The organism is Membranihabitans marinus (assembly GCF_021729155.1).
Lineage (GTDB): Bacteria > Bacteroidota > Bacteroidia > Chitinophagales > Saprospiraceae > Membranihabitans > Membranihabitans marinus.
In genome coordinates this window covers 278,658-291,734 of record NZ_JAJQYA010000001.1, presented here as the reverse complement: position 1 = coordinate 291,734, position 13,077 = coordinate 278,658, and the positions used below count along the sequence as shown (strand labels likewise).

Genomic DNA, 13,077 nt, shown 5'->3' with positions numbered 1-13,077 from the left:
TGCCTATAAAATATTATTAGAATTTATTAACTAATCACTATCAACCACAAACACAAAATAAATATCAAATATGCGTAATCAATTGATTACTAAACAAAGTATCGCTTCTTAGAAGTAGTTATGTTAGGTTTTTTGATGTATAAAGGGCGGGTCTGAAAAAGATTAGAAATTTTATTTTCCCCATAAAATCTATTCACTAATGTCCTCATCATTTTCACATCTATCGACACATCTATGCTACACCACTGCTTTGGAACCTCGATATTGGACCACCATTTGAATACCCCATCACCTACAAAACAAACGGACTGGTCAAAAAATTCCACATAGGATTCACTATCCAATATTTTGGGCTCATACTCTGCCCACTCCATTTTAGATCCATCATAGATAGATGTATATACTTCCATACGGCCTGCATCCAGCATGGGGATAAAATAATCAGGAGAAGACTGTCCGTACATAGACAGGTCAGTTGATTGAGCATAATCGAGTAATATATCAAATCCCGTAAGTCCGATCAATGGAAGATCTAAGGCATAGCACAAGCCTTTAGCCGTTGCCAACCCTATGCGAAGTGAGGTATATGACCCCGGACCTAGATTGACGGCCACAGCCTTTAAATCCCTGTATGAGATCTGTCCTTCGGCCAATACCTCCTCAATCAACAAAACAATGTCACTGCCGTGTTGATTCTCTTTCATATTGCGACGGTAAGCCAAGACTTCTTCACCCGCCAATAGACATACCGCACAGTACTTGCCCGATGTCTCGATGCATAAAAAATAATTTGTCGTCATCCCTTTATTTGAATTTTATCAGCCTACATATAGTATATATATGGTAGACATTTAAAAAATTCACAAATATATTAGCCTAGTTTCCTTTGGCTAATATTTCATTATATCTTTTTTGATCTTTCATTACTTCTATAGCCTTGGTGATTTGGGGATCGTGACGCAATGCATAAAGTATCTTACCCTTTTGCAAGTAATAACGACTGGCAATTTCTTTCCCTATTTCTTGTTGAATGACCTGTTGGTGTTCTTCCAGTGAGCTTTCCTTCTCTTTAGCCAACTGATTGCTGATAGCTTTGATTTCTTTTTCAAACTTCTTGTAATCAGAGACATTATTTTTTAATTCATCCAAAGCACTCTGAGCTTTAGATTGATAGTTAAAACCCTTTGATTCAATAAATTTTAACCAATCTTGATAATCCTCATATTCAAATTCTTCGACATTGCCTATTTCTGGATGATGGAGATAGTACTCATTGGCATAATTAAAAATCAAATATTTTTGCCGCAAATGCTGTAGTATTTCGGGATTGATATCAGACGACAACTCCACATCTGGTTTTACTCCTCCCCCATCTAGAACGACCCGACCATTACTGGTTTTAAAGGTTGTCCTCAGTGAATCGGCAATTACTATGGGTTCTCCATCGGCATCGTATTCTACCGACTGTATACAACGACCACTGGGAATATAGTATTTAGATGTGGTCAATTTCATCCGATTGTTATAAGGCAAATTTTTGGTAATCTGCACTAAGCCCTTGCCATAAGTTCTTTCTCCCAGCAATACCGCTCTATCATAATCCTGTAATGACCCACTCACAATCTCTGATGCGGAAGCAGAGTTGCCATCTATTAACACGATGACAGGAAGTTCCTCGCTGACAGCATCCTTCATGGTTTTATAAGATTTTTGCTCTTCCAAGACCTTGCCTTTGGTGGAAGCTATCAATTGTCCTTTGGGCAAGAAAACATTGGAGACTTCTACCGCTTCTCTTAGATATCCACCACCATTACCTCGCAAATCAAAAATAAGTCCTTTCAGTCCTTTGTTATTATTTATTAATTCCAATAAAGCACCTCTTACATTGCTACCTGCCTGCTCTGTAAAAGTAGACAAGGCGATATACCCATATTCATCGTCTATCATCCCCGAATAGGGAACATTCTTAACATTGACTTCACCCTTTTTGACCGGAATAGACTGCACCTCGGAATCGCCATACCTTTTCACTCCAAGAACCACCTCTGCACCACCAGTCCCCAACAAAACATCCTTGACCTCCTCATTGGACTTATTCAACAGCGAAATCCCATCGATGGTCACAATTTGATCACCAGCTCTAAGACCTGCGGCCACAGCTGGTCCTCCTTCATAGGTTTCCAAAACCGTTACTGCATCCTCGATCTTAGCTATTCTCGCTCCAATACCATCGTATTTACCCTCGGTTTGGAATCGATAACTCTCTATTTCGGATTCAGAGTAAAACCGAGTATATGGATCCAATGACTTCATAATGGCATCCAGTCCCACATTCATAATGGTTGCTGGATCTAAATCGTCGACGTAATGATTATTTAAATTTTTATACACCTCAACGAAGATTTCCAAGTTCTTGGCAATTTCAAAAGTCTTATTATTGCCACTAGTCACTTGTAAAAAGGAAAACCATGGGAACAAACAGAAGGTCAATAAAAGTATATTTCTTAGCGCTTTCATATTCATTTAATTAAATTACGATACAATATAGAACGATTAAACCGCAGTCGCTGGTACTATGTTGTACCTATAAATAAAGACACCTCATCGAAAAATTGTTTTGGATTATCGGCATGTAACCAATGACCGGCATTAAAAATGGTTTTAATTTGAGCCTGAGGAAAGAGTTGAACAATACTTTCCCGATCTTCACTGCGAATATAATTGGAGTTTTCTCCCTTGAGAAACAAGGTTGGTTTATCAAATATACCTGAGGATTGAACGGGCATTAATACATTCTCATAGCTATCCTCCAATACCGACTTATTGAATTTCCACTCGAATCCATTCGAACTGCGTTTGATATTTTTAGATAGAAATAATACCACACCGATATCTTGAAGTTTTTCCATCAGCACGGTTTCTATTTCTTTGCGAGAAGTAATGGATGAAAAGTCTAGTGCATTCATCGCTTCAAATATATCATCGTGCCCGCGAGGAAAAGGTCGTGGACTCATATCGGCCACTATCAATTGAGCGACTAAATCAGGTCTTTGAAGGGCGGTTTCCATCACCACTTTCCCCCCCATAGAATGCCCCAACAAAGTAACATCGGACAATTGATGCTGATCAATAAAATCAACTATATCATTAGCCATTGCAGGATAATTATGATCTGCAGTATGAGGAGATTTTCCATGATTTCTCAAATCCACGAGAAAAACCCTATTATATTCTGCCCATTGTCTGCCCAAACTCGACCAATTGTCCAATGAACCAAACAATCCATGCAATACAATTAAGGGCTTACCCTCGCCCAATTCTTTAAAGTTTAATGATATGCTCATTTTATTATATTATTTTTAATGTTTGAACCCGTTTTATATTCTAACTGTTACACAACAACTATGGCATTTAAAATTGAATCAAATTATCAACCCAAAGGGGATCAACCAGAAGCTATTGAGCAGTTGACCAATGGAATTCAGACTGGTGAAAAATCACAAGTTTTACTCGGTGTTACCGGATCTGGTAAGACCTTTACCATAGCCAATGTAATAGAAAAGGTAAATAAGCCTACCCTTATCATCACACACAATAAGACATTAACAGCACAATTGTACGGTGAATTTCGGGATTTTTTTCCAGACAATGCGGTAGAATACTTCGTTTCTTACTACGACTATTACCAACCAGAAGCATATATCGCGGTATCTGACACCTTTATTGAAAAAGATTTATCGATCAATGAAGAAGTGGACAAGCTTCGTCTGCGAGCCACATCTTCTCTACTTTCTGGTCGAAATGACGTAATTATCGTCGCCTCGGTTTCCTGTATCTACGGTATGGGGAATCCCGAAGATTTCAAGACCGGCATTATAAGAATACACGAGGGACAGATATTGTCGAGAAATTTGTTTTTGCATTCACTGGTTTCCATCCTGTATTCCAGAACTGAAATCGATTTTAAACGGGCTACCTTCCGAGTTCGGGGAGATACGGTAGACATCAATCTACCTTATGTCGACTATGGATACCGCATTAATTTTTTTGGAGACGAGATAGAAGAGATAGAAAGGATAGAGACAGAAACGGGTAAGAGTATAGAAAGGTTGGAAAATGTAGCCATTTATCCTGCCAACTTATATGTAGCCCCCAAAGATAGAATCCACGGCATCATCCACAGCATAGAGGACGAGCTACAGGATCAGATAAAATATTTTGAAAGCGATGGTAGATATTTTGAAGCCAAGCGAATCCAAGAACGAGTAAATTTCGATTTAGAAATGTTGCGAGAATTGGGTTATTGTACTGGGGTAGAAAACTATTCGCGTTTTTTTGATGGTCGAAAGCCAGGAACCAGACCATTTTGCCTCTTAGATTATTTTCCCGACGACTTCCTCATTGTTATTGACGAGAGTCACGTCACCCTACCTCAAATTCGAGGTATGTGGGGTGGTGACCGAGCCAGAAAAATGAACTTGGTCAATTACGGCTTCCGATTGCCATCGGCCATGGACAACCGACCTTTGAACTTTGAAGAATTTGAAGAAATCACCAATCAAATCATTTATGTAAGTGCGACCCCAGCCGAATACGAATTAGAACAAACAGATGGATTGATTGTAGAGCAGGTAGTTCGCCCCACTGGATTATTGGATCCCCCCATTGAAGTGCGTCCAAGTCATAACCAAGTCGACGACTTATTGGGCGAAATTGATCTTCGCATTCAAAAGAATGAGCGGGTACTGATCACTACTCTTACCAAGAGGATGGCCGAAGAACTGTCTGAATACTTGCAGCGCATAGATATTAAATGTCAATATATACACTCAGAAGTAGACACCTTGGAACGGGTAGAAATCTTGCAACAGCTTAGGCTGGGAACTTTTGACGTCTTGATTGGGGTAAACCTATTGCGGGAAGGATTGGATTTACCAGAAGTATCTCTAGTAGCTATCATCGACGCAGACAAAGAGGGATTCTTGAGAAATGAAAGGTCACTGACCCAGACGGCTGGTCGTGCGGCCCGTAATCAAAACGGTTTGGTTATATTCTATGCAGATAAGGTAACTGATTCCATGCAACGAACCATAGATGAAACCAATCGACGTCGAGCCAAACAAATGGCCTATAATGAAAAACACGGTATAACTCCGACGACGGTATCCAAATCTAGAGATGAAATCCTCAATTCAAAATCCATCCTCGATATTCGAGGGAAGAAAAAATACTCTGAAGAGACCGATAAAATTCTTGCGGCAGATCCTGTTTTAGAATATATGGATAAGGATCAATTAGACAAAATGATAGCGCTCACAGAAGCGAAAATGAAAGCTGCTGCCGCCGATCTAGACTTTATTACAGCAGCACAATTGAGAGACGAAATGCTGGCCCTAAAGAAAAGAAGATAAGTCTGATCGTAAATTAAAGTATAATTATTCCAAATAAAACATTGCAATTTCAGAGATAAAAAAACTGAAAATCATCATGTAAATTAAAAAAATAGAATAATTTATTCGATTATTCCGAGCATACATTGCAACACAAAACATACAGCTAAAAAACAACAAAATCACCCTTTATTAATTCTCATCGGGCAAAAAACAATTAGTTGTATAATAACAAACAAAAACTTTAAAAACCACCAATTTTCGTCTATAAAATAATCAAATTTAAACTAGCGGTAGTTTTAATGTTTATTTTTTATTAATTTTAACTTTCTGATTGTCATCTTTTACCACAATCCTAGTCTACTAACGCTAGGGTATTTATTAGTGAAAAAATTCAAAAATTATGAAGAAACAAAAACTCTTATTTGTTTTGTTTACTGTCATGGTCAGTTGTATGACTGCCTTTGCACAGGAAATGAAAATTGAAGGTACTGTCACAGATGAAGATGGACTACCTCTCATTGCTGCCAATATATTGTTGGTAGAAACCGATCAAGGTGTAGTTACTGATTTTAACGGTAAGTACATCATTACCGCCGAATCCGGCCAAACTTTAAGATTTTCTTATGTTGGATATGCCAGTCAAGACATTGTCGTTGGTTCATCGAACACCATAGATGTCGTATTGTCGGAAGGAAATCAATTGGACGAAATAGTTGTCACTGCCTTGGGGATTTCACGGGAACGCAAAGCTTTGGGTTATGCCGTGGAAGATCTCAATTCTGAAGAAATTTCAAAAACCAATCAAGTCAATCTTGTGAATTCATTACAAGGTAGAATAGCTGGTCTTTATGTTAATAACTCAAGTGGTGCTCCAGGTGCTGGTGCCGATATCTTGATTCGGGGAATTTCTTCCCTTAATCCATCTCGATCCAATCGACCACTTTTTGTCATCGATGGTATTGAAGTAAGTGATGACATCGATGCCCCACCCATAATTCCAGGTGGTGCCGATTACGGTATCGGAAGTAATAGTAGAACCCAGGGTTCTTCCACCAATCGTATTGCCGATATAAATCCAGATGATATAGAGTCAATGAGTGTATTGAAAGGGGCAGCTGCAACTGCTCTATATGGAGTTCGAGCCGCCAATGGGGTAATCATTATCAAAACCAAGCAAGGTAGCTCTGCCAAACCTCAAATCAGTGCTCACTACACCCATGGATGGAGTGAAGTCAACAAAGTACCGGAAGTACAAACTTCTTTTATTGATGGAAATCGTTCCACTTCATTAAAAAGAACTTTTGAGTGGGACTCTTGGGGAGCAGGAGTAACTGATCAGACCACGACGAAGGTTAGCAATGTTTATGAAGATTTTTATCAAACCGGTCAATCGAGCAATGTTGGATTAAGTTTAGCCGCGGGTAGCGACAACTTTAAATACAGAGTATCGGGTAATTATTCCTCAGATCAAGGTATTATTCCCACCTCTTATTATGATAAAGCGACCATCAATTTGAGTTCAACCTATCAAGGTTCGGATAAATTTAAGATTAACACCAATATTATCTATACCAATGCCAAAGGCAATACACCACATGAAGGAAGAAAATCCATTATGAATGTATTGGCCTATATGTCGAATATATCTGATGCTACTTTTTATGAGACACCCTATACTTATGGCAACAATTTTGCTGCTGGTATCATTGACCACCCTCTTTTCCTTGCTGAAAACATAAGCAATGAGAGTTTGGTCAATCGTATCATAGGTGGTACACAAATGTCTTATCAACTATTGCCTTCTGTGTCACTAAACTATTCATTGGGGTTAGATCATTATGGAGACGCTCGTGAAAGAATAGTACATCCTGAGACCGATGAAGGTCAATCTGGGGTACTGGGAAGCCCTTATGGATTTTTGGTTGATAACAACATCTCTAAAACTTCATTGACTTCTAACCTATACCTTGCAGGTAATTTTTCTTTAAATCAAGACTTTAGCTTATCTGCTACCCTTGGTCACTATACCTATGGTTATAATGCAAAAAGAGTAACCTTGGTAGGTAAGCAATTTGAATTGGATAATTTTTTCAATTTAAACAACACCATCGATTTGGAGCAATCCAATTCAGACACCAAATACAGAAACATGGCTGTATTTGCTGATCTTACCTTGGACTACAAGAGATTTTTATATTTAACCGTAACTGGTCGTAACGACTGGTCATCGACTTTACCGGTAGATAATAGGTCATACTTTTTCCCTTCTACCAATCTATCATGGGTAGTATCGGACATGACTGACTTACCAGACATCATCTCTTTCCTTAAATTGAGAGGGTCATATGCTATGGTGGGTAAAGACGCCGATCCATATGAAGTTGGAAAATACTTCCAATTGGCCAGTGGATTTCCTTTTGGAGATGTTATTGGATATACCCAGCAATCCTCTTTTGGAGATGAGAACCTAAAACCTGAGTTTACAAAGACTACGGAATTTGGATTAGATCTGCGATTGATGAACAATCGATTGGGCTTTGATTTAAGTTATTATCAAAGTAAATTGGAAAACATGATCCTCAGTGTGCCTATTAGTAACGCCACCGGAGCATCAAGATTTTTGACCAATGCTGGTGATTTAGACAGCAAAGGTTTTGAGGCTTTGGTCACCGGTACCATATTTGAATCCAAAGATGGACTCAACTGGGATATTTCACTTAACTATTCCAAAACAGAGGGCAAGGTTAAATCCATTAATACCGGTAGTGAAGACAATGAAATCATCTTGGCCACCAATCGAAATGTTACCAATAAATACGTAGTTGGTGGACTTATTGGTGATTTATATGGACAACCGTTTGAACGTACAGAAGACGGAAGACTGATCGTAATGGAAGACGGTCTACCTCGACTAAATTCTGACACCAGTGTTTTGATGGGCAATGCATTACCCGACTTTATCTTGGGTATGACCAATAGCATTAGTTATAAGAATTTGGCATTATCCTTCCTTTGGGAATGGAAAAAAGGAGGTAAGGTTATCGATGTTTCGAGACCCTACAGTATTGATAATGGGCAGTTGACTGAAACTAATGGTAGATATGAAAGAGTGGTTTTCGACGCCGTTCAATTGACGGGAACCGATGGTTCTGGCAATCCTATTTACGAAGAAAATACTACCGCAGTTGAAATCGATCCGGCTGGTTTTTACCGAAACTCAAACATTTATAGATATGCTCCTGAAGCGCATTTACACGATGCTTCTTGGATTAGGTTGAGAAATGTCAATTTGACTTACACCCTTCCTAGCACTTTGTTTGGCAATAACCAGATAGAAAAAGCACAGATAAGTTTGGTTGGAAACAATCTTTTCTTAAACACCCCATACAGAGGATATGATCCAGAGCTCAACTATTATGGTTCGGGCAGTAACATTTACGGATTCACCGGTATGCGGACCCCAGCTACTAAATCTTATTATGTGAAATTCAATATCGTCTTTTAAAAATACTACGCAATGAATAAAATAATATTTAAATATATATCTATCAGCATACTCGGCATGTTAATGCTCAGTTCCTGTAACGATTTTTTTGATGTCAACACCGATCCGACAAAAATCGATGAATCATCTGTTACATTAAAAGTTCTTTTACCGACTATCATTACCTCGACGGCAGATGCTCAGTATTTTGCAGCCACTTCGGCCATGAATGCCACTCACCAATTGGACAATATCCAATCTGGTTATTACAAGGAATTTAGTTTGACTTCTGCTTGGACAGAACTTTATCTACGAGTATTCAATAATTTGGGAACCATGATCGACAATGCCGAGAGCCTAAATGCACCACATTATGTAGGAGTAGGTAAAGTTTTACAGGCACTCAATTTGGGATTATTGACTGATTGCTGGGAAAATGCACCATTTTCCAATGCACTTCAAGGTTCTGACAATATTTCTCCAGCTTACGATAGCCAAGAGGAATTGTATAATACCTTATTATCACTTTTAGACGAATCTATTACTTTTTTACAAAGTGCTGAGTCTGACTATTCTCCAGCTAATGATGATTTATTTTATGAAGGAGATTTGACTAAATGGGTTAAATTGGCCAATTCACTAAAGGCGAGATATCTATTACATCTTCAATCCAAAGGAGACAAATCCAGTGAGATTTTATCTGCCGTTAATGCGGGTTTTTCATCAAACGATGACGACTTGCAATTGATTTACAACGATGTAGTTGCCAATCCATGGTTCTTCAATATCGCTAAGAAGATTACTGAATCCATTTATACCAAAACTTATGGAAAGTATTTTATTGACATGATGAATGGAACCAATTACAATGTAGTAGATCCTCGACTACCTTTAATAGCTGAATTGACAGAAGGTGCGACTGAATACAAAGGCGTGGCATCGTATATCGATGATCAGGATTATACGGTATTGCCTACTCAGGACACATGGTATATGGATCCTTATGGACCATTGGTCATCATGAGCTATGCCGAATTAAAATTCATCGAAGCTGAGATTTTATTAAATAGCAATCCAACGCAGTCAAAAACTGCTTATCAAAATGGTATCACAGCCAATATGACCAAAATTGGTGTTGAAGCCGGCGACATAGCAGACTACTTAGCGAATCCAACCGTGGATGGTAGTATTGCATTAGATCTTATCATGAAGGAAAAATATATTGCATCTGTCTTCAATGTTGAAGCATGGAACGACATGAGAAGACATAATTACAGCAGTGCAGTTTACAAGAATTTTGTAGAACCCAATTTTGAAGAGAGAAGTCAACCCATCTTGCGGGCTGAGTACCCAGATTCAGAAGAGACCAGAAACAGTTCCAATGTAAACACTAACCGAAAAGATCCTATTGCCCCAATGTGGAAGGATTTATAATCAACTTAAAATATTATAAAAATGAAACACATCATATTATATCTATTTTTAATTACCACAGCGATATCTTGCTATGATGCCGAAGAATTTTGGTTGGACGAAAACATTAAGGAGGGTGGTACCTATTACCCAGTGATTCAAATTCTAACTGTCACTCCAAGTTCTGGCGATGTTTTCGAAAGTGGAAAAGAAATCAACATTGCGCTACAGTATTGGTCGCGAGATGAGGTAAAGGAAATTAAATATTATCAAACGATAGATGGGGTAGAAACCCTAATTGATACCAAGCCATACACTCCTTCCTTCGATCCAGTAAGTGAAGCAGAATTATACAACTACACGACAACGCTTCCATCGGTAGATTCGGGCACCAGTGTAGAATATCGAGTCAGTGTAACCACCGTTTTTGATTTATCCAGAGAGAGTTCAAAAACCGTCACGGTTAATTAACGAAGACCTTAAACGCCCCCGATTATTGATTTAACTCGGGGGTTTTTTTTTATACGTTATACGAATTACATTTTATAATGACGGAAAAGATTTCGAATGACTGAACGCAGTTGCCCTTTAGGGCAATCAAAGGTCGTAAATCGACCTTTGGTGAAGAAACCGAGGATACCATGCCGAGGCGAGATTACACTTCAATTCGGTAGCGAATTGCCACTTTGCTCGCGAAAGGCTAGGCAGGCATAGCTTTCGTACAGGCCCCAATCATTACGTCTCAATCCAAAATATTTTAGACGCAATGCCAACCCATCCGAAACACTGAGGTTTCGGCTCCTTCATCAAATGCCATCAATGGGCATTTGGTAGTCTTTCAGACTACTTCATTCAGTCGTGTCTCTACAATAAATCGAAAGATGACCGAGCAAAGTTGCTCCTTAGAGCAACCAAATGTCCTTAATGGACATTTGGCGAGGGAACCGAAGCCACTGGCTTCGGGTGGGTAGGCCTCCCGGCCGAGGCGTGATTGCAATGTAAATCGTCAGGATTTTAGCCACTGTACTGCGACGAGACTGCATTTAAATTAATAAGAATAAAATTTCATTTTACAATATAATAGCATTAAAGGAATTGACGCCAGTGGCTTCGGGTGGGAAAGCCTCCGTGTCGTGGGTGGGTGAGCTTAATAATTATAAATGTAATTCGTATTAATCGAAGTTAAGAGCCAGCCCTTAATTATGGCATAATTACTATTTTTTTCCAATCCACAACTTTGTGTCGATCTAGTATTTGAATGTAATACATACCGGGCAATTGATTATCCCAAGGCTGAATATCTTTAGAAGTCAGGGAATTTAATGATTGTTTGGCTACCCACTGACCATTATGGTTGAATATATTTACTATATATTCTTTCTTCTTGTCTATACCTAAAATCTTAAAATGTCCATTGCTGGGATTCGGATACAATGATAAATCTTGTTTTTCAATATTTGACAGCTGCACAGATTGAATTTTAGAGTAAGAAATCCGAAGTGACTGATCTGTAATTTTTAATCGATAATAGATTTTAGATGAAGGAAGAGGATAATGATTATAGTTATCTTGATACGCGTTCCCTGTAGAGGTATATAAATACTGCCAATGAATGCCGTCAATAGAGTACTCCAATTGGCATTCTCGAAAGCTAGAGCCTTCGTCAAATCTCCATTCTATGGCCACTGTCTTATCTCTATGGGCATTAGCTGTAAATTCTAATAGCGACAATGGAAGGGTAACCATAGATTGATTGGCTTCATTTTCAAACCAAGTAAATCCCTTAACCTTTATCCCACTAAGCCAAGGATAAGTTCCGTCTTCAAATTTTTCCACATATCCTTTAGTTAAACTGGGGTTATAACTATTTCCTTCTGTCCAGCTATAATATGGGTCAATGATGGCATCACTATGACTACCGGGATAAGTATTGAGATAGCTATTCATATTATTGGTATCGGTATTCCGAGATTTCAACAATAGCACTATAGAGTTTGGACTACCTGTAGAACTGGCCAACCATTGCAGGCGCTGAATGGTCCAGTTAAAGAAATTTCCACCAGAACTAGAGGGAGAGGATCTATAATAAGTGAGTAACACCTGATCTGCAGTACTAGCTATAGTTTTCATTTCCGATTCTGACGAGTTGGTTACTACCAATCCCGTACTTCCAGAACCACCAATATATACTTCACAAACCATATTGCCTCCAGAACTACTAGAAGTTGAAGTGGTGATTGATTTTATGGTATTAAGCTGGGAGATAAATGATGCATAACCTGGGCAGGATCCATTGGTTGATGGGTTATAGAATTCGCATTCATAGGTAATCATATCCAATCTCTGTGCTGGACTTACACTGGCACAATTGTTATAATTCTTGATTTTTGTTGCAGTTGCAGCAGATCCTACATTTCCACTAATGCGGGAGATTCCATATTCATTGTGGGCTTTTTCGATAAAGAGGCGAAGATTATTCATATCGGTAGTAAAGGATCCGCAATTAGCTGTTAAAATTTGGTACATATTGGTACAGATCAAATAATTGTAGCCATAGGTTTGTGCATAGGTCAACAATTCATTTTCGGCTAGGGTATTGCCCAGGACATTGGATTTAAATTTGGTTACCCAGAGGCCTTTATATTCTGTAGTATGAGATGGCAGGGATTGCGCTATTGCATGATTGGTAATTAAAAGAAGGCTAAATACGCAAACCAAATGACATATATATTTCATACTTCAATTTACAAAAAAAACGAATATTCAATTGTATTTTTTAAAAACAAC

Annotated in this window: 8 protein-coding genes; 4 read left to right on the top strand and 4 right to left on the bottom strand. The window is 38.5% G+C overall.

Features of this window, described 5'->3' with window-relative positions; all coding sequences use genetic code 11:
* Positions 1 to 89: 89 nt before the first annotated feature.
* The 3 genes from tsaB to LVD51_RS01015 form a co-directional block, all read right to left on the bottom strand.
* Entirely contained in the window at positions 90 to 800 is a 711-nt protein-coding gene (tsaB, locus tag LVD51_RS01025) for a tRNA (adenosine(37)-N6)-threonylcarbamoyltransferase complex dimerization subunit type 1 TsaB (RefSeq protein ID WP_236969309.1), read from the bottom strand.
* 76 nt (positions 801 to 876) lie between these two features.
* Positions 877 to 2,517, bottom strand: a complete 1,641-nt coding sequence (locus tag LVD51_RS01020) for a S41 family peptidase (protein WP_236969308.1) — start codon at positions 2,515 to 2,517, stop codon at positions 877 to 879.
* A 56-nt stretch (positions 2,518 to 2,573) separates the two neighbouring features.
* Complete coding sequence (locus tag LVD51_RS01015) at positions 2,574 to 3,344, bottom strand: alpha/beta fold hydrolase (RefSeq protein WP_236969307.1); 771 nt, start codon at positions 3,342 to 3,344, stop codon at positions 2,574 to 2,576.
* 60 nt (positions 3,345 to 3,404) lie between these two features.
* On the opposite strand from LVD51_RS01015, the gene uvrB reads away from it, so the two are divergent.
* The 4 genes from uvrB (at position 3,405) to LVD51_RS00995 (ending at position 10,761) form a co-directional block, all read left to right on the top strand.
* Positions 3,405 to 5,411, top strand: a complete 2,007-nt coding sequence (gene uvrB / locus LVD51_RS01010; RefSeq protein ID WP_236969306.1) for an excinuclease ABC subunit UvrB — start codon at positions 3,405 to 3,407, stop codon at positions 5,409 to 5,411.
* Between the two features lie 382 nt (positions 5,412 to 5,793).
* Positions 5,794 to 8,898: a SusC/RagA family TonB-linked outer membrane protein gene (locus LVD51_RS01005; protein ID WP_236969305.1), complete on the top strand. Its 3,105-nt coding sequence runs from the start codon at positions 5,794 to 5,796 to the stop codon at positions 8,896 to 8,898.
* Between the two features lie 12 nt (positions 8,899 to 8,910).
* The gene (locus LVD51_RS01000; RefSeq protein WP_236969304.1) at positions 8,911 to 10,311 is read left to right on the top strand and encodes a SusD/RagB family nutrient-binding outer membrane lipoprotein; all 1,401 of its coding nucleotides are present in this window, start codon (positions 8,911 to 8,913) and stop codon (positions 10,309 to 10,311) included.
* Positions 10,312 to 10,332: 21 nt separating this feature from the next.
* A complete protein-coding gene (locus LVD51_RS00995) occupies positions 10,333 to 10,761 on the top strand; it encodes a hypothetical protein (RefSeq protein WP_236969303.1) in 429 nt (142 codons plus the stop codon).
* A gap of 729 nt (positions 10,762 to 11,490) precedes the next feature.
* Here the strand turns inward: LVD51_RS00995 and LVD51_RS00990 are convergent.
* Positions 11,491 to 13,026, bottom strand: coding sequence for a T9SS type A sorting domain-containing protein (locus LVD51_RS00990; protein WP_236969302.1), 1,536 nt, complete (start codon positions 13,024 to 13,026; stop codon positions 11,491 to 11,493).
* Positions 13,027 to 13,077 lie beyond the last annotated feature (51 nt).

Excerpts from the sequence above, each read along its gene's own strand:
- LVD51_RS00990 (WP_236969302.1), bottom strand. The coding sequence starts at position 13,026 with ATGAAATATATATGTCATTTGGTTTGCGTATTTAGCCTTCTTTTAATT.
- LVD51_RS00995 (WP_236969303.1), top strand. The coding sequence starts at position 10,333 with ATGAAACACATCATATTATATCTATTTTTAATTACCACAGCGATATCT.
- uvrB (WP_236969306.1), top strand. The coding sequence starts at position 3,405 with ATGGCATTTAAAATTGAATCAAATTATCAACCCAAAGGGGATCAACCA.
- LVD51_RS01020 (WP_236969308.1), bottom strand. The coding sequence starts at position 2,517 with ATGAAAGCGCTAAGAAATATACTTTTATTGACCTTCTGTTTGTTCCCA.
- LVD51_RS01015 (WP_236969307.1), bottom strand. The coding sequence starts at position 3,344 with ATGAGCATATCATTAAACTTTAAAGAATTGGGCGAGGGTAAGCCCTTA.
- LVD51_RS01005 (WP_236969305.1), top strand. The coding sequence starts at position 5,794 with ATGAAGAAACAAAAACTCTTATTTGTTTTGTTTACTGTCATGGTCAGT.
- tsaB (WP_236969309.1), bottom strand. The coding sequence starts at position 800 with ATGACGACAAATTATTTTTTATGCATCGAGACATCGGGCAAGTACTGT.
- LVD51_RS01000 (WP_236969304.1), top strand. The coding sequence starts at position 8,911 with ATGAATAAAATAATATTTAAATATATATCTATCAGCATACTCGGCATG.